We start from the raw sequence: 22,355 nt of genomic DNA, 5'->3' as shown, positions 1-22,355 counted from the left end.
TCGCCACGGCGGCGTCGAGGTCGACACACAGGGCGACGCGTTCTTCTACGCGTTCCCGTCCGCTCAGGGTGCCGTCGATGCGTCACGCGAGGGCTGCCGGGCGCTCGCGGCGGGACCGATCAATGTTCGAGTCGGCATCCATACGGGCTCTCCTCACCTAACCAGCGAGGGATACGTCGGTCCCGACGTCCACAAAGGTGCTCGCATCGGAGCGTCCGGGCACGGCGGACAGATCGTCCTTTCGCTGGAGACGCGCAATGCCGTCGACGCCCAACTCACCGATCTGGGCGAGCATCGGCTCAAGGACTTCGCCGAGCCGGTGTGGATCTTCCAGCTCGGCGACGAGCGGTTCCCGCCGCTGAAGACGATCTCGAATACGAACCTTCCCCACCCCGCGAGCTCCTTCGTCGGTCGCGAACGCGAGGTTGCCGAGGTGTGCGCACTCCTCCGCGAGGCCCGGCTCGTGACGCTGACCGGCCCCGGCGGCTCGGGCAAGACCCGTCTGGCGATCGAGGCGGCCTCGGAGCTTGTGCCCGAGCATCGCAACGGCGTGTTCTGGGTCGGCCTCGCGACCCTTCGGGAAGCAGCCGACGTGCCGGAGGAGATCGCGAAGATGCTCGGCGCAAAGGACGCGCGACCACATCGGCGAGCGCGAGATGCTGCTGCTCCTCGACAACCTCGAGCAAGTCATCGACGCGGGGCCGGCGCTCGGGAAGCTCCTGGAAGCATGCGCGAACCTGCGTCTCCTCGTCACGAGCCGCGAGCTCCTTAAGATCCGCGGCGAGATCGACTTCCCGGTTTTGCCCCTCGTCGAGCCCGAAGCCGTCACGCTGTTCTGCGCGCGTGCACGGGTCGAAGCGGACGACACCGTCGCCGAACTCTGCCGGCGCCTCGACAACCTTCCGCTCGCGATCGAGCTCGCCGCTGCGCGGGCCAACGTGCTCCCGCCGGCCCAACTGCTCGAGCGCCTCGCCGGTCGGCTCGACCTCCTCAAGGCGGGCCGGGACGCCGATCCCCGGCAGGCGACACTGCGCGCGACTATCGCGTGGTCACACGACTTGCTCTCGGACGAGGAGCAGAAACTGTTCGCGCGGCTCGCCGTCTTCGGCGGGGGGTGCACGCTCGGGGACGCCGAGGCGGTCGTCGACGCCGACGTCGACACGATCCAATCGCTCGTCGACAAGAGCCTGCTGCGGCGCACGGGGGATCGGTTCTGGATGCTCGAGACGATCCGCGAGTTCGCGATCGAGCGGCTCGAGGCATCCGGCGAGGCGGACGCGTCGCGGCGGCGTCATGCCGAACGCTATCTCGCTCTCGCGGAAGAAGCGGAGCCAAATCTCCGCATCTACTCACAAGAATGGGTCGATCGTCTGGAGGCCGAGCTCGACAACCTCCGCGGGGCGATCGACGCGCTTTCGACGTCCGGAGAGACGCAGCTCGCGTTGCAGCTGGGCGGTGCGCTGTCGGATTTCTGGTACTACGCGCAACACACCACCGAAGGCGGCCGCAGGCTAGAGAGCCTCCTGGCCGCGGACGACCGCCCGACGCTCGTGCGCGCCCGAGCGCTCCTCGGCGCGGCGGCCGCCGTCGTCCAAACGGATGCCGTCGCTGAGAAGCGATACGCGGAGGAGGCGCTCGAGATCTATCGCGCTCATGGGGATGGACGGGGAGTAGCGATGGCTCAATGGACGATGGGCGGAGCATTCGTCAACCTCGGCGACCCGGCATCCGGGCAGCCGCTACTGGAGGCGGCCGTCGAGGGGTTCGAGCGCGTCGGCGACGTGCAGTTCGCCATTGTGACGACCCGAACGCTCGCCTGGTCTCATGAAGAGCAAGGTCATCTTGATATCTGCCGGCAGCTGCACGAGGCGAACCTCGTCCGGATACGGAAGGCCGGCTTCAGGGAAATGGAGGCGCACACACTCGGTGTGCTCGGTTGGTTCGAGGCCGAGGAGGGCAGGATGCCGGAAGCGGTGGAGCTCATCCGGGGAAGCCTTCTCGTGAGCCGGGAGCTCGGCGAGCAGGGGTTGCTGCTCACGGCGCTGAGCCGCGTCGCGAATCTGCTCGTCATAGCGGCTCGACCGGCCGAGGCTGCAACGCTGATCTCCGCCGGGGATGCTCTTCGCACCGAGGATCGCACGGTCGAGCAGTGGGTTGTGAAGATGGATAAGGAAAACCTGGAAAAGATCCAAGGACAACTCAACGACCAAGCCTTCGCGGACGCCTGGGAGCGAGGACGGTCGCTCACGCTCGATGCGGCCTTTGATCTCGCGCTGGAGACTCTCGCCTTGCCCGGCCAGCGTCTCCAGGGCGATCACGTCTCACCGGACGCAAGTTCGTGAAGTCGCGAGACCTGCTCCATGAGCGCCTAGTTGGAGAAAACTCTCATCAAGTGCACGACACCTGAGCAGGACGGACGACGACAATGCGTCGCTAGTTCACGATCACGCGGCCTCGCATGCCGGATTGGGCATGTCCTGGGACCGAGCAGATGAACTCGTAGATTCCCGGTCGTTCGACTCGCAACGCGCCGGATGCCTTCTGTCCCGCGTTGGCTTCAACCTCGAAGTTCAGATCATGAATGGTGAACGTGTGGAGGATGCTGCCACCATTTTGGAGCTCCACGTTCAGCGTCTCGCCGGCCCGCACACTGAACTCCGCGGGTAAGAACGCAAATTCGCTCGCCCTCATTGTCTGCTTCGAGGCTCCGGGGGAGGCGGCAGGTGTGGGGCCGACGTCGCTTCGGCCTCCCATCATGCTCATGCCGCCCATGCCCATGATGTTCTGTCCGAACCCTCCGGGCTCCGCTGCCACGACGATCACAATCCCGCTCAGTCCGGCAACTATGAGCAGAGTCGCTGTTACGATCAGAACCTTGGGACGTCGGTGATGCATGGCCCGCAGGAGCACGGCGGCACCGAGAACTACCCCGATGACACCAACTGCGAAGAACAGCCAGTACAAGAAACGCCAGGCCATCATCGTCATGATTCGCTCCGAACGACGGTCCAGTACTTGCCGCCGTCGATGGTCTTGAAGATCGTCTGCGCATCCGCCGCATAGGCAACCTGGCCATCCACGGGACTGATCGCGAGAGAACTGGCGGCGACCGTGGGCGGGATGCCGCCGAGCGATGGCGTCCATGACGCGCCGCCGTCTCTCGAGATCTTCATCCCGCGCTCGGTGAACGCCAAGAAATGATTCGCATCGTCGGGATCGGCGGCGACGGAGACTACATACCCGTCACCGATCGACGAGATTCGCGTCCACGAAGTTCCTCGGTCGATCGAGCGGAACAGCCCCGACGGCGTCCCTGCGAGGATGACGCCTACCGTTGCGGGAGCCGCGAAGCTGAAAACGGCGCTGCCGATCCCCTTGAGGGAGAGCTCCTGCCACGAGCGACCTCCGTCGACCGAGCGGAGTGTCTTGCCGCTCCGTGAATCCCATCCGTAAATGGTGGCCGCATCTGACAGACTCACGGTCATGGCATGGAAGTCGACCGGGGGCTCGAGAACGTTCGATAGTCTCTCCCAGGTTCCGCCGTCTGCTGACGACTCAACTCCCAGAGATCCTCCGGTCACGGGGTGACCGCTACGAAACAGCCTTCCGCTCTTGGGGTCCAGGGTGAATCCCATGTGGTCGCTTCGATCGGCACTTACGTAGACCCAGCTCTTGTCGTCTTGGCTGCGGATCAGCCCGGCATGAGTTGCGACATACAGCGCCCCGGACTTGTCTACGCCGAGCCCGTGGATGTGATGGAAGGTCCTCGCTGGCTCTCCAACCCCTGGGGCTCTGGACGACGAGCCTGCGTTGCCGCCGCCGCATGCGGTGAGTCCGATCGCCGCAGTGGCGACTACTACGCCGAGCCGGCGTCTATCGCTGCGGCGTGTGATGCTGTGGCGTTTCATGAAATACATCACTCTCCTCATGTGGTACGGACACCTTGGCGATAGCCGCGGTCGTTAGAGTGACAACAATCAGCGCGCTCGCAACCGTTGTGACCGTTGCCCCGCGAGTGCCAAATCTGAGCCTCTCGGCCGAGCCTCTCACCAGTACAACGCTTCCCACCACGATCAGGAGCTCAAAGCTTGTTGCGAGGATATCGATGAACTCCGCTGTCTCGGGAGTGCCAGCGTGGGGGCCGACAGGAAGGCCACTCGTTCGGGAGACGACCCAGATAGCGACGATGATCGCATTGCCGAGCATACCCGCGAGAAGGAGCCACCTCGACACGCTCGCACCGAGCACGATCGCCCAGAGGATCTGCAGCCAGGCGCCGACCGCGAAGAATATGCCATAGGCCCAATACTCATCGAAGTGATCTCCGATAACCGCGAAATGGATCGCCGCTGCTCCAGCGGAGAGCAGGACGAGGCAGTTGACCAGCGCGCTCCCGAACTTCGACCGATCGTGCGTATCCACGGATCTCCTCTGCGAGATGAAACGAACACCTGTGCCCGGCACGTCGGCGCAGGCGTTTAGGCAAAGGAGATCTAAATCAACAGCGAACGCAGAGAAACGCGATCAGGTGGCCTCGGCCAGAAGAGTGAGAGATCGGGCCGGTGAGGCGAATGGCATCGACTGTAGGGTATGGCGCCGAGAACTGTCCTCGGCACCCATAAGGATGAGGCCGCCCTGATCAGAACGACGATAGCGAGCGCACAGCACATGGTGAGAGCGCGGCTCACGTCCATGCCGGGCATCGCTGTGGCCAATGAGAGGCAGAGGAGAACTGCGATGAGAAGGGCCAGTATTCCTGCGCGAACCAAGAGGCCCATCCTGGCAGCGTCCATGTCGGCTAATCTAGCGCGGGGGTTGGCGCATTCTCAAGCGCGTCCTTCATCGGTCGGGCGAAGGTCATCAAGAAGAGTTGGTGGGGTGGGGCGGCCATCCTTGCAGAATCACCAGGCTGGAGCGTTCCTCCCCTCGGGCCTCGGAGCGTTCCGTAGTTTTCCCATAGACCCTCCGTGGAACTGTGAGATTCGATCCATGAATCATTGGTTAGAAAAAACTCTCATCAAGCGCACCGCTCTGAACCCCACAGGACGCCTCAGCGGCTGTCCGCCCGGCGCGGTACCGTGGCATCGGACCCGTGCGTGCGAACCGGATCGCCGTCGCGCTGTTGCTCGCTACGCTCGGCTGCCCAAGTCGGGACACCGACCCGGCCGCGAATGCTCCGACGCCGGCCCCGGCCTCTCCGACGACCGATGCCCGGCGCATGCCGCTGGCGATCGTAGGCCATGCGACGCGTCCGCCCATCGATCTCAGTCGTGCCGTCGCGGAACGTCTCCTCGAGGGGCAGATCGGCGACTGGCGAGACCTCGGTCAGCCCGCCGCACGGATCCGGCTGATCGAGGGACCCTCGGCGGACCTCGAGTTGGATGGCGGGGTGGCCGGCGGCCCGCTCGTAACCCGAACCGCCGGCGATCCGGAAGCGATCCGCATCGTCGAACGGGACTTCGACGCGATCGCGATCGTGGCGGCGGACGCCGTGGCACCGACCGTCCGCGCGTTCAGCGTCGACGCGCTCAGCCCCGTTAGGCACCCGGCGAAGTACCCGCTGAAAATCCTCGGGCGCCCCGATGGAACGGTGACGACGGTCTTCGCGGCCGGCGACCTCATGCTCGGCCGTCAGGTCGGGCGCGAGATGCGGGAGGCCGGCGACCACACGTTGCCGTTCCGGTACGTCGGACCTCGGATGGCGGCCGCCGATCTAACTTTCGCGAACTTCGAGGGGACGATGTCGTGCGGCGACGGTCGGCCGCGCAACACGCCGCCGTTCGCAGCCATCCCGGAGGCGATCGAGGGACTCCGGTTCGCCGGTGTCGACGTCCTGTCGCTCGGCAACGGTCATATCGGCGACTACGGCCCACGAGGTGTCGTCGAGACCGTGCGACGTCTCCGCGACGCCGGGTTCGGGACGACCGGAGCCGGCGCGAACATCACTCGCGCGCTCGAGCCGGCGATCGTGGAGCGGAACGGAACCCGATTCGGGTTCCTCGCGTTCAACGGCTCGGCCGAGATCCCCGCCGCGACGTCGACGCGCGCAGGGCCGTACGCGATCCCAATGGCGCCGTATTTCCGTCTCGATACGAGCGCGCTCGATGGCATGCTTGCAGCCGTACGCGACCTGGCGGAGCAGGTCGACGTCGTCATCGTCTATCCCCATTGGGGCGACGAGCACACGTTCTCTTTCAACGCCGACCAGCAGCGCGTGGGCCGCGCGCTGATCGACGCCGGTACTGATCTGGTGATCGGCACGCATCCGCACTGGGTGCAGGGGATCCAGCGCTACCGGGACGGGATCATCGTCCACTCGCTCGGCAACTTCGTGTTCGACATGCACTGGTTCGACGAGCCCCGCCGCGGCTTCGCGGCCGAGTTCACCTTCTGGGGCGACCGCCTCATGCAGATGGAGCTGCTCCCGGTGTTCATCGACGACCGGTATCGCCCGCGGTTCCTGTCGTGGGACGACGGGCTCCCGATCCTCGAGCGCGTGTGGGGCGCGAGCGGCCAGCCGTGGCGTCTGGACCGGGCGAAGCCACGCGGCGCCTACGTCGTACCGCGGATGCCGATCCCGAACGATTCTCCTTGCTAGCGAGCGATCGCTGGGTTTCGAGGTCCTAAGCGGAGTGGTCGATGCCGCAGGCGCCGTCGCAGAACGGGTTGTTCTCGGTCTTCCCGCATCCGCACAGCGCCGCTCGCGTGTCGCGTAGGGGGCCCCCGAGCGTCCGGATCACGAGGTCCCCACGGAGCAAGACCGGCCCGGCGCTCAGACGCCGGACGCTCGTCGGGACCGCCGGTTCCTCCTCGGATCCGTCGGGCAGGCGGTAGTGGAGCGCCCCGGTCGGGCACCGGCGGATCACCTCGGCGATGTCGGCGGGCTCGCCGAGGTCCGGCCGCACCCAGGGCTTCCGGCCGGTCTCGAAGACGGCGGGGTGGCCGCGGCGACATTCGGCGAAGTGCCGGCACCTCGTGGAGTCCCACCAAACCGTGATGCCGTCGGCGGGGTACTCCTTGCCCGAGGGAACCGCTGATCCTTCCGACGACGTCACCCGGCATCCTCCTCGGGAGACACCCTACCTCTCTCTTGAGGGCCAAGCGTCCGCAAGGATGTGGAGGTTCAAGTCCTCTCGCCCGCACTGAGCCATTGGGCTGCAGGGATCTCCCGCGCTCTACTAAGCGATAAACTAGTCCGAGTCTCGAACATCAGGTAGCAACCTCTTGCCATGAGCGGAGGTCATTATCGCGGCAACAGCAAGGGGCATGGACACGAGTGCGACGTTCCCGACTACGCATGTACTCGCAACCGTGTCGGGTTCATTCCGGCAGGTTGGTGGCTTCAAATGCTCTTCTTCCAAGGCGTGCCGCTAGCGACACTCATCTGGATCATCTGGGACGCTGCGCGGGAAGTAGACCTTTCACCAACGGCAAGCGCGGCCCCTGCAGTTTGGCGGCAACGGTCCAGAGCGGCCGGGGCGGAAGAGACTGAGTCGATTCGGTCACAGCCAATCGCGGGGCAGTTATCAGACCCGGTGATGGCGTTGCGGAATCGTCGCGGCCAGTTACGGCCATGGCAGCGCCAGCGACGCGGCCGCGGAGCTTGCCTTCATCGCCAGCCGATTCGGGTTTGCCGGGATCGGACGAAAGCCGAAGTGTTCATAGAATCCACGGGCACGATCGTCGATTGCATCGACGACGATCACGCGGCCACCGCCCGCCTGGATCGCGGCCAAAATCGTTGCGATTGCTCCTGCGAGTAGCTCTGCGCCTCGACCACCCCCGTGCAAGTGCTCCGACAGCGCCAGCCGGGCGAGAAGGAAACCAGGGATAGCGCCCGGAGCTCCGCGTCCGATAGCAGGAGGGACGTCCTCCCTACGGATGTTGTGAGGAACGATCGCGAAATAGCCGATCACTTCCCGCTCGTCGCCTATCCACGCGTAAACCCGGGCCGTGCCAGCTCGATCGGCCGTCACCGCTGCTTCTCGAAACCAGTCATCCAGGTCGTCGTTTCCCGAGACGAAGGGTTGAACTAAATGCTCGGGCGTGAGCCGTTCGAACCCAGGCACCTACCGCGGCTCTGCAGCGTGTCGAAGTCGCTTGGCGGCTTGGGCCAAGTTCGGGACGACCTCGGCTTGCTCATCGAGCTCATCAAGTAGTGCGTCGAAGTAGTCGGCCGGAACTACGGTCTCGTCTGAGAATCTACGGTGAGCGGCTTGCCGCGAGACGCCGTAGACGCTTCCAATCTCGGCCCAGGTCATGCCCGAGGCTTGAGCTTCGAGGAGAACCCGGCGCTCAAGGATCTCGACGCCCGCAACAATATGACGCGCCGCCCTGACGCGATCTCGTGCGTTGGGAGAGTCGAGAAGACCGCGGACGTTTTCGATTAGGGTCTCAACTACATGGGCAAAGTCCCTGTTCTCAGCTTTCATGCTGTCAAGGATATATTGACGGCTTTCTACTGTCAATAGAATGATGACAGCGTAGTTTTAGGCCCGGACGGACTGGGCTGCCCTGCTCGGTACTGGCGACGAGGTCAGCCTTCAGTTCCGAAGGGCTCGATATGCGGCCGTGCACGCGCGCGGAAAGTCGCGATCCGAATACCAGAGCAATGGCGCTCCCGCCGGGAGCAAGTTCTTGTACGAGCGGAACTCCTGGTCTAGGCCGAAGAAGCGTCCCAAATACCAGTGCGGCCACCGCCCGACTGCGTCGTTCGCGCGCAGGAAGTCTCCGCTCACGTCGTAGACCGTACGGCTATCGACGACATCGCGGCGCTGGAAGAAGGAGTACGTCGTGAATACTTCCTGGCGGGGCGTAAGGGCGGCTTCGCGGCTGATCCGATCGACCGGCGCTAGGCCTAGGCGATCAGCCTGGAGATAGACCTTCTCCATAGACGTGTTGCACCACGCGCGCTCAGACGCAGTTAGGAACGTCGCCCGGTCCCGGCGGATCGCGATCCCGGAAGCAAGGACGACGATCCACGCGAATATCGCAGCGCCGGAAGCGATGAGCACCATCGCGCGGAGTATGCGACTCCGTCGCGTAATCAGGCGCCTCATCAGAACGACTCCGGCGATGGTGCCTACGCCGAAACTGACCGAAGCGATTTGCTCGGTGGGGGCGGCATCTCCAAAGAGACTAGCCAGTATCGCGGGGACCAACCCACCGAGCGTACCGAAGGCGAGGACTCCGACGACTACGCTAACGCTCCATTCCAAGAGCGCCCGAGCTGTTACCTTAGGAAGCTGGAGAAATGAAGCGTGTTCGATCGGCGGGGTAATGAGCGCCGGTGCGCCCGTCTCGCCCGCGATGCGCTGGAGCAGAGTCTCATCTAGCGGTCGGTCCTTCGCGACGACAGCTACGGGGACTTCATCGTTCGGGCGGTCGGAAAACCGCCCCCAAACGACTCGTCCTCCTTCGACGGTCGTCCACCACTCCGGAACTTCCGCAGGGTCGTCCCACTCTCCCTCGTTCACACGAGCGAACCCAGCTTCGTCGATGCGTGCGAGAACGTCGGGTACGAATGCCCAATCGTCTCCCGCTTCCCCGTAGCGGACGCCGACGAACGATCTCCCGTCCATCCGGGTGTGGCTTTCCCTCATATAGGACATCTCGGCTTATGGCGGCCGAGCCTTGATCGAGGCCATGCAGGAAAATACTCTGTAGACCTCCTGGCCGAGGCCCTCATTGTTCGGCCCGATGTCGCCCGAGTCGAGCCGCCTCACCGTGGCGTTTGGTCGCGTCCTACGTCTGAGCGGCTGAGGGCCGGGCTTCTACCGGAAGACCTGGCACACCTTGATCCGGTCCACTGAGATCAACGACCTGAATCTGAGCCGTAGAAGCGCTCGTGAAGTTATGAGACGCAATCCATGAGCGCATGGTTTGAGAAAACTCTCATCAAGTGCACTCGATCTGATTGGCGAGCTCAAAGGCAACTCCTTTAGCGTTCGGCGTTCCGTTGATCTTCCATACAGAATCGTGCAGCGGGGTAGGCATCCAGCCGGTCCTGAGAGATCGGCAGCCCGCACTTCTCGCACACGCCGTACGTTCCCCTCTCGAGCATCCGGATCGCGCGATCGACATCTTCAAGCCCGGCTTCAGTGGTCGGGCGGCTCGATGAGCTTCTCGCGCTCCCGGGCTTCCGGATCGACCGGCGAACGAGCTCGATCCGCAATTCCTCGAGGCGCGCGCGGATCAACCCGTCATCCACGTCGCGCTTCTACCACAGGCCGTGGATGGTCAACCAGTCCCGACCACGGCCGGCGACCAACTTGAGCGGGAACAAGTCCATCGCGCCGGTTAGCGCTTCAATACGATCTCCTGCGACTTCAAGGGCTGTGTTGCCGGGCCCTGGATGATCTCACCGTCCGGCGTGAACCGCGATCCGTGGCAGGGGCAGTCCCAGCTCCGTTCCGCGGTGTTCCACGCAACGCGGCAGCCCATGTGCGTGCAATCCGGTGACACGGCATGCAAACGCCCGGCGTCGTCTCGCGAAACGGCGACCGTCTCGCCGTCCACCTTCATGATCCGGCCGTCCCCGGGCGCCAGCTCCTCGGGCGTGTGACCGTTCACCGGGAGCTTTCCGCCGACCAGTTGCTTGGCGACGTTGAGGTTCTCGGTGAGCAGCTTCCTGGCGGCCTGCGGGAACCGCTTGCGCGTCGAATCGAACGCCGTCGCCCACGGGTTCTCTCGGCCGGCGATCGCGTCGGCGATCATCACGCCTGCCGCGGTGCCGTTCGTCATGCCCCACTTGCGGAACCCGGTCGCGACGAACACGCGCTGGTGATCGGCGGTCAGATTTCCGACGTACGGGATCCCATCCACGGACACGTAGTCCTGCGCCGACCAGCGGTACGCCGGTTCGCCCAGCGACAGCTTCTCCTGCGCCCACGACTCCAGCGCGGCGTAGCGGGCCTCGGTGTCGTCGTCCTGGCCGACCTTGTGTCGCTCGCCTCCGACGATGAGCCAGCGCCGTCCGGCGGCCGTCGCCGGCCGCAGCGAGCGGGTGGGCTCCTCGGAGCCGATGAACATGCCGGAGAGCGCGCCGCCGCCGGGGAACGCCATCGCGTACGAGCGGCTGGGCGCGGTCTTCGCATAGAAGCGGCCGTCTCCCATGAACGGCAGGTGCGTGGCGACCACGACGTGCGGCGTCGAAAGCGTTCCATGCTTCGTCTTCACGTGGCAGACGCGGACCTTCTCTTGGACGTCGGAGACGTGGGTGCGCTCGTAGATCCGGCCGCGCTTGCCGTGGATCGCGGCCGCGAGGCCGAGACAGTATGCGCGTGGATGGAATTGGGCCTGGCCGCTCAGCCGGATCGCCGCCGATACCGGGAAGGGGAGCGGCACGTCGTAAGTGAGCTCCGCGGCGAGTCCGATCTCGCGACAGGCGTCGGCCTCTCGACGGATCGCGTCGGCTCCGTCGATCGTGTCGGCGTACGTGTAGGCGTCCTGCCGCTCGAGCTCGCACGAGATCCCTTCTGCGTCGACGATCGAGCGGATCATGTCGACCGCAGTGCTGTTCGCCGCTGCGTACATGCGCGCGCGCTCGGCGCCGTGCCGCTCGAGGAGGTCGGCGTAGATCAGGCCGTGCAGGGCAGTCACCTTGGCCGTGGTGTAGCCGGTGACCCCTGACGCGATGCGTCCCGCCTCGAGCACCGCGACCTTCATGCCGTCGCGCTGCAACATGTACGCCGCGCTGAGCCCGGCGATCCCGCCGCCGATCACGATCGCATCGAAGCTCGGCTTGCCGCTCAACGTACGATAATTCGTCTCCTGCGAGGTCTCGACCCACAGGGACGGGTTGCGTTCGTTCAAGCTACCCATGACGACCTCCATCCGGCGACGGGATGCATCTACCCCTCGGATCGCCTCGGCACACGGATGCGTGGCTTATCGGGCGCGAGGTTCGTGGGGGATGCTGCGTCAGGCGACGGCGAGGTCGACCTCGAACCAGACGCAGGTCCCGTCGCGCACGTTGAGGCCCCATCGATCGGCCATCCCTTGCACCAGGCGAAGGCCGTATCCGGACTCGCCCGGCCGCTCCCTTGCCATCGGCCGTATGCGGAATCCGACGCCTTGATCGAACACTTCTCCTCGAAGCGCATCCCCCTCGATCTCGATGTGCACGCGGATAGGAGCGCCGGGTTCGACCGAGGCGTGCTTCACGCTGTTCGTCACGAGCTCGTTCACCATCAACTTCACGTCGTCGGCCTGCTCGACGGGGAGCTGCGAGAGGACATCCTGAAGCAATCTCCGCGCTTTGCGAGGAGCCTCGATCCCTGCTGGGATCACCGCATCCAAAAGGTTCATCACTAGTGCCGTTCCCACCTCACGCCGAAGGAACACCGGTACAAGCTCTTCCTTCGGGTCGGTTCCATCGATCTGCTGTGGAGAGCCAATACAAGCACGCGTGAAACTACGCGATCGGGTCATTCGTGCTCATCTCCGAATCGAGTCTCTGCCCGAGTTCGACCACGGCGGTGAGCAGGGCTTCCACGTCGCTCGCCTCGGTTCGGAAGTTGACGATGCAAGCCCGCAGGACGAACCGTCCGTGCAGGATCGCGTTCGAGAGGTACGCGCGGCCGTCGACCTGAACCTCGGTCATGAGCCGCTCGTTCAAGCGGTCCAGGTACCCGTCCTCCCGACGGCCGTGGGGCGGGACGTAGCGGAAGCAGCAGATCGACAGCGACACCGGCGTGGCGAGCTCGAGCTCCGGGTGATCTTCCAAGAGCGAGCCCATGTATCGCGCGAGCTCGCAATCGTGGGCGATGCGGCGCGCGTACGCGTCCTCGCCGTGCGCGAGCAACGACACCCAGATCTTCAGCGCCGTGAACCCTCTGCTCCATTGCGGCCCGTGCGACCCGAAGTCGAACGTCGAGCCCGTGCGCTCGCGATCCTCGACGGTGTACGCGGCCCCGTAGTGGAACGAGTCGTAGGCATGGGACAGGTCCCGCACCAACGCACACCCGCCGGGATGGGGCGTGGACAGCCATTTGTGGGGATCGAACGCGATCGAATCGGCACGCTCGATGCCGTCGAGAAGCGGCCGGAGACCGGGGGAGAGCGCGGCCGCCCCGCCGTAGGCGGCGTCGACGTGGAACCAAAGCTTGTTCTCCGCCGCGATACGCGCGATCTCCGGGAACGGATCGATCGCACCGGTGGCCGTCGTCCCTGCGCTCGCGACAACGGCGAACGGCCGCAGGCCCGAAAGACGATCGGCGACTATCAACGCCTCGAGCGCGTCCGGCCGCAGACGGAACGACCCGTCGACCGGCACCGGCCGTACCGCGTCCATGCCGAGCCCGAGCATGTCGGCCGCTCGCCACACGGACGCATGCACCTCCGTCGACGCGTACAGCACCAGCCGCCGTCCGCCGGCGAGGCCGCGCGTGCGCACGTCCCAGCCGGCGACGCGATCGCGCGCGATCTTCAGGCAGGTGAAGTTCGCCATCGCACCGCCCGAAGTGATCATCCCGCCGGCCGATTCCGGCAAGCAGAAGAGCGACGCGAACCATCGCGTCAGATGGAGTTCGATCTCGGTTGCCGCGGGCGAATGCCGCCAGCCCCCGAGGTTCTGGTTCAGGCCGGCCGCGATCAGATCGGCGACCGCGCCGGGCACCGTCCCCGCGCCGGTGATGTAACCCATGAATCGTGGATGGCCCGGGTAGACGCTGTGATCGAAGATCACGGAGCGAAGGTGCTCGAACAGCGTGTCGTCGGGAAGGGGCTCCTTGGGGACGGACAGGGCCACCGCCTCCCGGACCTCGCCCGGGCGCCAAGAGCGTCCGACCGGCAACGAGGAGAGCTCGTTCAGATACCCAAGCCAAAGGGCGCCGGCGCGCTCCAGAAAAGACGCGGCTCGCGCCGCATCCCAATCGAGGTCACCAACAGGTTCGGGCGCCTTAGGCATGGTCATGCTCGGCGCTGTTTTCCCCGAGCGGGACCGCGCGAACCTCGTTTGAAAGGCGCCGCCCTTGGGGATTCTTTCTTGGACCTCGACCGACACAGATCTGACCACCCTAAAGGAAATCACCTGTGAAGATGCCACAGCCGCGTGGCGCGATGACGGAGTTCCTTCTCGACGCGCTCGCCGGCGCGCCGGGAACGATCGGCGACCTGCCGATGACGGTGGACGACGCGCTGGGGGGAGACGACTTCCAGCTCGCCCTCTATCTTTGCTACGAGCTTCATTACCGCGGCCTGCCCGGCGTGGACGACGGCTGGGAATGGGATCCGTCGTTGCTGCGGCTGCGGGCTCGCATGGAGAGCTCCTTCACGCATGCTCTCAAGCGGGCCGTCGGCCGCCCTGCGACGGAGGGGTCGATCGAGCAACGCTTGATCGACCTGGTGCGCTCGGACCCGAGCCCTTCGCTGTCGACCTATCTGCGCGACCACGGAACCGGCGAGCACTTCCGAGAGTTCATGGTCCACCGTTCCGCCTACCAGTTGAAGGAAGCCGACCCGCATACCTGGGCGATCCCGCGTCTGTGGGGGGCGCCGAAGGCGGCGCTCATCGAGATCCAGTCGGAGGAGTACGGCGAAGGCAAGGCGGCCGCGATGCACTCATCGCTCTTCGCGACGTCGATGCGGGCGCTCGGCCTCGATACTGAATACGGCGCCTATCTCGATGTGATCCCGGGCCCGACGCTCGCGACGGTCAACGTGATGTCGATGTTCGGTCTGCATCGCCGCTGGCGCGGAGCGATCGTCGGCCATCTGGCCGGGTTCGAGATGACCTCGACGGAACCGAACCGCCGCTACGCGGAAGGCCTTCGCCGCCTCGGCTTCGGTCCCGACGCACTGCACTTCTACGAGGAGCACGTCGAGGCCGACGCGACCCATGAGGTGCTGGCCGCTCATCACCTTGCCGCAGGTCTCGCCGACCAGGAGCCCGAGGTGGCCGAGGACATCCTCTTCGGCGCGGCCGCGCTGCTCGCGCTCGAAGGCCGGTTCGCCGAGTACCTGATCGGAACGTGGACGGCGGGCGAGACGTCGTTACGCGAACCGGTGAGACTCTCGCTGTCGGCGTGAGCGCTCCGTTCGCCCTCTCCTACGTCCTCCCGCTTCGCTGGGCCACCGAGCAGCACCCCGACCTCACCGGCTACCTCCATTGGCTCGCTGCGAACGTCGAAGAGGTGATCGTCGTCGACGGCTCGCCGGGGGAGTCGTTCGAGCGGCATGGGATCGCTTGGAGGCGTTACGTGAACCACGTCCCCCCGGATCCGGCACTTCGCTTCCGCAACGGCAAGGTCAACGGAGTGCTGACGGGGTTAGGCCTCGCCCGGCACGAGAAGATCGTGATCGCGGACGACGACGTGCGATACGAGCGGGACGGGCTGCAGCGCATCGCCGATCACCTCGACGACGCCGAGCTCGTGCGCCCGCAGAACTACTTCCGGCCCCTTCCGTGGCACGCGGCGTGGGACACGGCGCGATCGCTGATCAACCGCGCGTTCGGTAGCGACTTCCCGGGCACGCTCGGTGTCCGGCGATCCGTCCTTCTTGCGACGGGAGGCTACGACGGCGACGTGCTCTTCGAGAATCTGGAGCTGATCCGGACCGTTCAGGCCGCAGGCGGACGCGTCGCTTCCCCTCTCGATCTCTACGTCGAGCGCCGTCCACCCGACGCGCGGCATTTCTGGTCGCAGCGCGTGCGCCAGGCCTACGACGATCTCGCCATCCCGCCCCGGATGGCGCTCTGGCTTCTGCTCGCACCGGCCGCGGCCGCCGGCGCCCGCACCTGCCCGGTTCTCCCCGCGGCCGCGGCCGGCGCCGCCATCGCGCTCGCGGATGCAGGACGGCGTAGGGGGCGCGGCACCGCCGTGTTTCCGTTCCGGTCCGCTCTCGCGGCACCGCTGTGGCTGGCGGAGCGGAGCGTAACCTCGTGGATGGCGCTCGGAGCGCGACTGCTCTTCGGCGGCGTCGACTACGCGGGCACCAGGTTCAAACGCGCGGCTTCCTCACGCGCGAGCCTGGAACGGAAGCATGGGGGCCGCGCATCAGACTCATGGACGCTCATGGCAACGAGCTCCAGCGGCCGGCCGGGCGCAGCAAGATCGTGAACCGGCTTCCCGATCCCGGCGTGCTTTCGGCCTCGATGCCGGCTCCCATCCGGTCGCACAACTTCTTGGTGAGGTAGAGGCCCGTTCCCATCCCGCCTGCTTCTCGGGTAGGGCCGGGGTCGACCTGAACGAATGCGTCGAAGATGTGATCGATCTCGGTCGGGGGGATCCCACGCCCCTTGTCGGCTATGGACACGGCGACGCGATCGCGTTCCCGGCGACACTCGATCTCTATCATCGACTCCCGCGGCGAAAATTTCCTCGCGTTCGACAGGATATTGCCGAGGATCTGACCGAGCCTCGCCGGGTCGGCCAGGACGAGGGGCAGGGAGGGCTCGATCTTCGAACGGATGACGCGAGGTTCGCGCACCTCGACCGCGACGGCGTCGGCGACGACGGCCGCCACATCGGTGGGTGTGATATCCAAGCTGAGGACGCCCTGTTCAAGCTGGGCGAGATCGAGCAAGTCGCCGATCATCCGGGAAAGCCACCGGCTGGCGCGCCACATGCGGTGACCGAACTCAGAGACGAGTGCCGGCTGGAGGGCTTCCGCGCGATTCGCGATGAGCTCGGAGAAGCCCGCGAGCGTCGTCAGGGGGGTGCGGAGCTCGTGGGAGATCATCGCGATGAAGTCGGTGCGGAGCCGCTCGGCGCTCCGGAGCTTCTCGATGGTGTCCAGCTCCCGCGCGTACAGCTCGGCGTTCTGGACTGCTGCGGCGATCGTCGGTGCGAAGGCGAGCACGAGCGTCCGCGCCTCGGCCGGGAACCCGTCGGGTTCGGGTGAGTCGATCTGGACCACGCCGGTCTGCTCCCCGTGAGCGATCAGCGGGACCCCGAAGTAGCTGCGGACCTCCGGACTGAGCGCGCGCTGTGAAGCCGGGGGAACCCGAGGGTCGGTGGCGATGTCGGCCACGTAGATGGGCTCGCCGGTCGCGACGATCCGACCGCCGACCCCGTGCCCGAGCGGTATCCGCATGCGCAACGCATCCGGCGTGGGATCCGGGTCGCCGGCCACGAGCATCAACGACCCGTCGCGTACGAGCTGGATCGAGCCGCCGCCGAACGAGATGAGCCGGCGAAGTGCGGCCAAGCTCCGGTTGAGGACTCCTTGGAGGTCGAGCGTCGTGGAGACTTCACGGCTCAGGTCGAGGAGAAGCTGGGTCTGCTCCATGGCCGCGGTTGATCCGCTCACGCGACCATTGAACGTCGCCCGTGGTGCCCGGTCCATGGCGAGTTCTACGTAGAGCGGAGGATTTGGACTACTTAAGACCCTGTCGGTACGGCTCGCCGCTGGCGCCCCAGATCCGGTTCAGGATCTCAGCACCTGCGCGGTCGTCGAGGAACCGCGGTCGATGCGCGTCTTCGATCTGGACGGGGACGAACGAGGCTCCGACGAGTCGTGGACCCCAGAAGACGAGTTCGAGCGCTGCGCCTTGCTCCGTCTCCGTCGACCAGGTCTGGTCGAAGACGAAGTTCCCCAGGCTGTACGCGATCAGCCGGCCCTTGTAGATCTCCGCGCCCTGGACCCAGTGGGGGTGGGTCGCGATGATCATGTCTGCTCCGGCGTCGATCAACGCGTGCGCGACGCGCACCTGATCGGGATTCGGCTTCGCGGTGTACTCCTGGCCCCAATGCGGATACACGATGACGACATCCGCCTTCTGCTTCGCCTCGCGCACGGTTGCGGCGACCTTGTCGAGCTCGCTCCGGCGGAACGGATCCCAGGGCGCCATATGGATCCATACCGCGCCGGGGTCCTCCGCGGTCGCGACCGGCGGACCGACGATCGCGTTGAACGACACGAAGGCGAACCGGACGCCGTGGCGCTCCAGGATCGCCGGCTCGCGAGCCTCGGCCTCATCGGCGCCGGCGCCGGCGGTGGCGATGCCCGCATCGCGGATGAGCGTGCGGGTCTCGATCAGGGTCCGAGCGCCGAAGTCTCCCACGTGGTTGTTGGCGAGCGACAAGAAGTCGATCCCGGCGAACGTGAAGCCTTCGATCACTCCGACCCGCGAGACGAAGCTCGTTCCGCCGGGGCGCGGCTGCGCGTCGTGCGCGATCGTGCCCTCGAAGTTCCCGAACGCGAGATCGGCGGCGCGGAGGGTGTCGGCGACCGATCGCCACGGGGAGCGGAAGTCGCCGGCGGCGACCATCTTGCGGTCGACCGTTCGTGACGTCATGACGTCGCCGAACGCGACGGCGGTGATGACCGGCGCGGAGGCGTCGCCGCCCGGTACGGCCAGCTGGTAGGAAGCGGGCTTGCGGATCGGGTCGACGCCGTTCAGCCTGGCCGCCCGAACCGTGGCGCCCAGCGCCTCTCCGGTGATCAGCCCTACCGAGGCCGGGTCCCGGGCGACGGCCTTCGCAGCATCCGTCTCGGTGGCGGAGACGTGGAAGCCTGAAGGCGCTTTGCCCAAGAGCAGCCAAAGCCCGGCGAGCCGGGCCGCAGCCGCCGGCCCGAGCACCAGCCGAACTCGCGCGCTCCGCCCGTCGAGCGGCCGCCACCTATCGATCGAGCCGGTCACCAGCCCGTAGGCATCTCCCCAGGAAAGGTCGAGCGGCGGATGCGTCGGGTGGACGACGAAAGCGAGCGGCTGGCGTCCGGTGGCTTGGGTCGCTGCGACCGGCACGGCAGGGGCGGCGCGCTCCGCTCGCGTCGTCGCCGGCGGCTTCGATGCCTCGATCCGCGGAAGGGCCGCGGCGGATGCTGCCAGGGCGAGCGCCAGCAGGCCTCGAAGGAGACGGATCTGCCTCTCTCTGCTGCTCACGATGTCCCGATCGCCGCGATGCTAACAAGCGTATCGAGCCAGAGAGAGGAGGAACGTCCCTTGCTTGAAAAGGTATTTGCGTCGAGGGGTCGTAGGGGGTACAAAGTCCAGTGCGCACGGCTCCGTGACGGGCCGTGCGGCGTGCTGTCGAGGCCCGCATAGCGGGGTGGTTGTTAAAGGGGAGTGGATTGTACGAGCGCCCGACGAAGGTTTGCCTCGTCTGGGGAGCCGCCGAAGGCGACTCCGAGCTTACGGCGTTCGACAATGCACTCCTAAAGGCCGGCATCGGCCATCTCAACCTCATAGCCGTCACCAGCATCTTTCCTGAGGGCGCCGCCCTCTCCCCGCTTCCCGAGATCCCAACGGGCACGCTCACGCCCACCGTCTACGCCAAGATGGTCTCCGAGACCCCAGGCGAGCACGTCTCTGCCTGCATCGGCGTCGGCGTGACCCCCAAAGGCGGTGTGCTCATGGAAGCACACGGCCCGTGGAGCGCGGGGGAGATCGAGGACCGGGTCGGCCGCATGGTGGAAGAGGGCATGCACAAGAGAGGACTCGAGCCGTACGAGCTTGTGTTCGCCACGGCCGAGCACGTCGTAGAGAAGATCGGGAGCGCGGTAGCAGCCGCGGTGTTGTGGAGGGGGTGATCGGACGATGAACGCTTTGGGGCGGCACTTTCTCGTCGAGCTGTGGGAAGCATCCAATCTGGATGACCCGCCGCTGGTCGAAGAGGCTCTGAACGAAACGGTGCGTCGAACAGGAGGCACGCTTCTCGATACGAAGATCGTTGAGTTCCCCAACGGGGCTTGCTCAGGCGTTGCGATCATCGCCGAGTCGCACCTAACCATCCACACGTGGCCGGAGTACGGCTACGCGGCCGTCGACCTGTTCACCTGCTCGAAGGATATGGACGCCGACGCCGGGATCGAGACGCTGAAGAAGTACTTCTCGCCCGGACGGATCCAGATCGTCGAGGTCAAGCGCGGGCTGTCCGCCTAACCGTCTCGGATAAGGTCGTCGTCGTGGCTCCGAGCCGCTTCTTCGAGACGCCCGCTCCCGGCGTGGAGTTCGCCTATGAGGGCGAGCTGCTTCACGCTGAGGATTCGGCGTTCCAGCACATCGACATCTACGAGCACCCGACCTTCGGACGCACGCTCGTGCTCGACGGTGCCGTGCAGACCAGCGAGCGCGACGAGTTCCTCTACCACGAGATGCTCGTGCACGTTCCGTTGCTCGCGCACCCCGAGCCGCTCCGCGTCCTCGTGATCGGTGGGGGAGACGGTGGGACGATCCGCCGCGTGCTGGAGCATCCGACGGTGACCGAGGCCGTGATGGTCGAGATCGACGACCGCGTCACGGCGCTCTCGCGCGAGTACATGCCGTCGATCGGCGGGGACGTGTGGGATGACCCCAGGGCGACGGTTACGTTCGACGACGGCAACGCGTACGTTCACGCGGACGGCGAGCCGTTCGACGCGATCATCGTGGACTCGTCCGACCCGGTCGGGCCGGGGATCGTCTTGTTCGAGACGCCCTTCTACCGCCGCTGCCTCGAGCGCTTGAATCCCGGCGGCGTGTACGCCGCGCAGGTCGGCTCCCCGATCTACTTCCAGGACGAGATGCGGATGGCGTTCCGCAACGCCCAAGCGGCGTTCCCCGACGTGCGCCTGTACCTCGGCCATGTGACGACGTACCCCGGCGTGGTCTGGAGCTTCATGCTCTGCGGTGAGCGGCTCGATATCGATGCGGGCGCCGCCGGCGCGCGCGCCGCAGAGCGAAAGATCGCGGCCCGGTACTGGACGCCCGAGGTGCACGTCGCGTCGTTCGGGCTCCCCGGGATCATCCGCGAAGGCCTCGAAGGCGACTCGCGCAACCCGTTCACGCCGTGAGCGATCCATCGGGCGTCTACCTCGAGGCCTCCCGAGACCTCGAACCGGCCGCCGCGGTCATCCAGGGGATCCCGTACGACGGGGGCACGTCCTATCGCGCAGGCGCTCGCGCCGCGCCGAACGAGATCCGTGCCGCATCGCAGTCCATCGAGACGTACTCGCCACGCCTGAAGCGCGACCTCGAAGATCTGGCCTACGCGGACGCCGGCGATCTCGCGCTCGAAGGACTCGGTGCCGCGGCGGTGATGGAGCACATCGCAGTGGCGACCGAGGCGCACCTTCGCGCCGGCCGCTTCGTGGTGTCGCTCGGCGGCGACCACAGCATCTCGATCGGCACCACGGCCGGGACACGACGGGTTCGCGACGGGGTAGCGCACGTTGTGTTCGACGCGCACCTCGATATGCGGCCGTCGTACGACGGCAGCGAGCTCTCGCACGCGTGCGGCACGCGCCACATGGCCAAGGGCGGGCCGACCATCGCACTCGGGATCCGATCGGGCTCGCGCGAAGAGTTCGCCGACGCCGACGGCATGCTGCTGGCGTGGTCGGAGGACGTGACGATCCCGGCGGCGGCCCGTGCCGAGATCGCCGGCCGTCCCGTTCACCTGTCGATCGACCTCGACGTCCTCGACCCGTCCATCCTGCCCGGGACCGGCACGCCGGAGCCCGGCGGCTCGACCTATAAGGAGCTCCGTGACGCCATCCTTGCGCTGGATGGCTTAGACATCGTGGCTGTTGATCTCGTCGAGGTGGCGCCGCCGCTCGACGCGAGCGGCGTCTCGACCGTGGTTGCGGCCGAGCTGGTTCGTGAGATCCTGCTCGCCTTCGTGCGGACCGGCACGTAGTCCCAGAAACCCTCTGGGCAGATCCCAGAGAACCGGTCTTTGGACCTCCGTATGTATCCGGAGTACGGTATCCGGAGGCATACGGAGGTTTCTTGAGATGGCGATGAACAAGCGGGCCGAGATCCTTTTTAGCCAGGAGGAGCTCGACGCCCTCAAGCGTGAGGCCGTCCAGCGGGGTATGTCGCTCGGGGAGCTCGTCCGCGACGCGGTCCGGCGCACCTATCTTCAGCCGTCCGCTGAGCGCCGGAAGGCGGCGTTCCGATTCCTTACTTCCGGCCCCGAGGTAGATGTTGGGACCTGGGAAGAGGCGAAGAAGCTCATCGGTCGCTACGTGGACCGGGAGCCGTGAAGCTCCTCGACACCAACGTGATCGTCTATGCGCGCGGTCGCGGTCATCCCTATAAGGCTGCCTCTACCTCCCTGCTTGCCCGGGCAGAGCGCGATCCCGCCGCCTTCGGGATCGATGTTGAACTACTCCAGGAACTTCTCGACGTCTATACCAGACGAGGTGAGCGAGCGTATGCCGCCAGGCTGGTGGGGGAGGTCCTGGCGGGGTTTCCGGATCCGTTCCCCGTCACGAGGCGCGAGATCGAGGAAGCTTCGGACCTCGTCAAGGGCTATCGGCGACTCGCTCCGCGCGATGCGATCCATGCCGCCGTCGTGATCACGTACGGTCTTGAGGGCATCGTGAGCGCCGAGAAGTCGTTCGATCAAGTAGCCGGCGTGGTGCGGTTCGACCCGAGGAAACTCGTCGAGGGTTAGCCGACCGCGTTTTTGACGCGGTCGGCGGTC

General features: G+C 66.0%; 24 protein-coding genes. 11 read left to right on the top strand and 13 right to left on the bottom strand.

The features are described 5' to 3' along the window. Positions 1 to 772: adenylate/guanylate cyclase domain-containing protein (locus WEB06_14570; GenBank protein ID MEX2556837.1), on the top strand; the 772-nt coding region annotated here is incomplete at its 5' end. After that, on the top strand, positions 657 to 2,342 hold the full coding sequence (locus WEB06_14565) for a hypothetical protein (protein MEX2556836.1): 1,686 nt from the start codon (positions 657 to 659) through the stop codon (positions 2,340 to 2,342). The genes WEB06_14570 and WEB06_14565, both read left to right, overlap by 116 nt. 91 nt (positions 2,343 to 2,433) lie before the next feature. On the opposite strand, the gene WEB06_14560 is transcribed toward WEB06_14565, so the two are convergent. The 3 genes from WEB06_14560 to WEB06_14550 form a co-directional block, all read right to left on the bottom strand. Next, positions 2,434 to 2,988: a cupredoxin domain-containing protein gene (locus tag WEB06_14560; GenBank protein MEX2556835.1), complete on the bottom strand. Its 555-nt coding sequence runs from the start codon at positions 2,986 to 2,988 to the stop codon at positions 2,434 to 2,436. Next, positions 2,985 to 3,479, bottom strand: a complete 495-nt coding sequence (locus WEB06_14555; GenBank protein ID MEX2556834.1) for a hypothetical protein — start codon at positions 3,477 to 3,479, stop codon at positions 2,985 to 2,987. Before WEB06_14555 ends, WEB06_14560 begins: the two co-directional genes overlap by 4 nt. Positions 3,480 to 3,873: 394 nt before the next feature. Continuing rightward, a complete protein-coding gene (locus tag WEB06_14550) occupies positions 3,874 to 4,422 on the bottom strand; it encodes a hypothetical protein (protein MEX2556833.1) in 549 nt (182 codons plus the stop codon). Between the two features lie 670 nt (positions 4,423 to 5,092). Between WEB06_14550 and WEB06_14545 the strand changes: the two genes are divergently transcribed. Beyond that, positions 5,093 to 6,598 (top strand): CapA family protein, encoded by a 1,506-nt coding sequence (locus tag WEB06_14545; GenBank protein ID MEX2556832.1) that lies wholly within the window; start codon positions 5,093 to 5,095, stop codon positions 6,596 to 6,598. Between the two features lie 25 nt (positions 6,599 to 6,623). Here WEB06_14545 and WEB06_14540 read toward each other — a convergent pair whose 3' ends face one another. The 8 genes from WEB06_14540 to WEB06_14505 form a co-directional block, all read right to left on the bottom strand. Further along, positions 6,624 to 7,055 (bottom strand): (4Fe-4S)-binding protein, encoded by a 432-nt coding sequence (locus WEB06_14540; GenBank protein MEX2556831.1) that lies wholly within the window; start codon positions 7,053 to 7,055, stop codon positions 6,624 to 6,626. A gap of 510 nt (positions 7,056 to 7,565) precedes the next feature. Next, the gene (locus WEB06_14535; GenBank protein MEX2556830.1) at positions 7,566 to 8,069 is read right to left on the bottom strand and encodes an N-acetyltransferase; all 504 of its coding nucleotides are present in this window, start codon (positions 8,067 to 8,069) and stop codon (positions 7,566 to 7,568) included. Continuing rightward, positions 8,070 to 8,432, bottom strand: a complete 363-nt coding sequence (locus WEB06_14530; GenBank protein MEX2556829.1) for a hypothetical protein — start codon at positions 8,430 to 8,432, stop codon at positions 8,070 to 8,072. It lies immediately after the preceding gene. 111 nt (positions 8,433 to 8,543) lie between these two features. Continuing rightward, positions 8,544 to 9,476 carry a hypothetical protein gene (locus WEB06_14525; GenBank protein ID MEX2556828.1) on the bottom strand — a complete coding sequence of 311 codons (933 nt, stop codon included), beginning with the start codon at positions 9,474 to 9,476 and terminating at the stop codon, positions 8,544 to 8,546. A gap of 464 nt (positions 9,477 to 9,940) precedes the next feature. Beyond that, positions 9,941 to 10,210, bottom strand: coding sequence for a TraR/DksA C4-type zinc finger protein (locus tag WEB06_14520; protein MEX2556827.1), 270 nt, complete (start codon positions 10,208 to 10,210; stop codon positions 9,941 to 9,943). Positions 10,211 to 10,299: 89 nt separating this feature from the next. Next, complete coding sequence (locus WEB06_14515) at positions 10,300 to 11,823, bottom strand: FAD-dependent oxidoreductase (protein MEX2556826.1); 1,524 nt, start codon at positions 11,821 to 11,823, stop codon at positions 10,300 to 10,302. 99 nt (positions 11,824 to 11,922) lie between these two features. Continuing rightward, the gene (locus WEB06_14510) at positions 11,923 to 12,309 is read right to left on the bottom strand and encodes an ATP-binding protein (GenBank protein MEX2556825.1); all 387 of its coding nucleotides are present in this window, start codon (positions 12,307 to 12,309) and stop codon (positions 11,923 to 11,925) included. Positions 12,310 to 12,415: 106 nt separating this feature from the next. After that, positions 12,416 to 13,915, bottom strand: coding sequence for a pyridoxal-dependent decarboxylase (locus WEB06_14505; GenBank protein MEX2556824.1), 1,500 nt, complete (start codon positions 13,913 to 13,915; stop codon positions 12,416 to 12,418). Between the two features lie 125 nt (positions 13,916 to 14,040). On the opposite strand from WEB06_14505, the gene WEB06_14500 reads away from it, so the two are divergent. Both WEB06_14500 and WEB06_14495 read left to right on the top strand, forming a co-directional pair. Then, positions 14,041 to 15,030: an iron-containing redox enzyme family protein gene (locus WEB06_14500; GenBank protein ID MEX2556823.1), complete on the top strand. Its 990-nt coding sequence runs from the start codon at positions 14,041 to 14,043 to the stop codon at positions 15,028 to 15,030. Next, complete coding sequence (locus WEB06_14495; protein ID MEX2556822.1) at positions 15,027 to 16,061, top strand: glycosyltransferase family 2 protein; 1,035 nt, start codon at positions 15,027 to 15,029, stop codon at positions 16,059 to 16,061. Before WEB06_14500 ends, WEB06_14495 begins: the two co-directional genes overlap by 4 nt. Here the strand turns inward: WEB06_14495 and WEB06_14490 are convergent. Further along, positions 16,015 to 17,253: an ATP-binding protein gene (locus WEB06_14490; GenBank protein ID MEX2556821.1), complete on the bottom strand. Its 1,239-nt coding sequence runs from the start codon at positions 17,251 to 17,253 to the stop codon at positions 16,015 to 16,017. The two genes, WEB06_14495 and WEB06_14490, sit on opposite strands and share 47 nt — an antisense overlap. Before the next feature lie 67 nt (positions 17,254 to 17,320). Next, on the bottom strand, positions 17,321 to 18,829 hold the full coding sequence (locus tag WEB06_14485; protein ID MEX2556820.1) for a CapA family protein: 1,509 nt from the start codon (positions 18,827 to 18,829) through the stop codon (positions 17,321 to 17,323). A 188-nt stretch (positions 18,830 to 19,017) separates the two neighbouring features. Between WEB06_14485 and WEB06_14480 the strand changes: the two genes are divergently transcribed. The 6 genes from WEB06_14480 (at position 19,018) to WEB06_14455 (ending at position 22,325) form a co-directional block, all read left to right on the top strand. Continuing rightward, on the top strand, positions 19,018 to 19,476 hold the full coding sequence (locus tag WEB06_14480) for an arginine decarboxylase, pyruvoyl-dependent (protein ID MEX2556819.1): 459 nt from the start codon (positions 19,018 to 19,020) through the stop codon (positions 19,474 to 19,476). A 7-nt stretch (positions 19,477 to 19,483) separates the two neighbouring features. Next, on the top strand, positions 19,484 to 19,828 hold the full coding sequence (gene speD / locus WEB06_14475) for an adenosylmethionine decarboxylase (GenBank protein MEX2556818.1): 345 nt from the start codon (positions 19,484 to 19,486) through the stop codon (positions 19,826 to 19,828). A 23-nt stretch (positions 19,829 to 19,851) separates the two neighbouring features. Continuing rightward, entirely contained in the window at positions 19,852 to 20,718 is an 867-nt protein-coding gene (gene speE, locus WEB06_14470) for a polyamine aminopropyltransferase (GenBank protein MEX2556817.1), read from the top strand. Continuing rightward, on the top strand, positions 20,715 to 21,563 hold the full coding sequence (gene speB, locus WEB06_14465) for an agmatinase (GenBank protein MEX2556816.1): 849 nt from the start codon (positions 20,715 to 20,717) through the stop codon (positions 21,561 to 21,563). Before speE ends, speB begins: the two co-directional genes overlap by 4 nt. A gap of 97 nt (positions 21,564 to 21,660) precedes the next feature. After that, complete coding sequence (locus WEB06_14460) at positions 21,661 to 21,912, top strand: CopG family transcriptional regulator (protein ID MEX2556815.1); 252 nt, start codon at positions 21,661 to 21,663, stop codon at positions 21,910 to 21,912. Then, positions 21,909 to 22,325 carry a type II toxin-antitoxin system VapC family toxin gene (locus WEB06_14455; protein ID MEX2556814.1) on the top strand — a complete coding sequence of 139 codons (417 nt, stop codon included), beginning with the start codon at positions 21,909 to 21,911 and terminating at the stop codon, positions 22,323 to 22,325. Before WEB06_14460 ends, WEB06_14455 begins: the two co-directional genes overlap by 4 nt. The last annotated feature ends 30 nt before the right edge of the window (positions 22,326 to 22,355 follow it).

Source organism: Actinomycetota bacterium (genome assembly GCA_040905475.1).
Taxonomy (GTDB): domain Bacteria; phylum Actinomycetota; class AC-67; order AC-67; family AC-67; genus DATFGK01.
The sequence above is the reverse complement of the archived record's forward strand: the minus strand, read 5'-3'. Positions and strand labels throughout refer to the sequence as shown.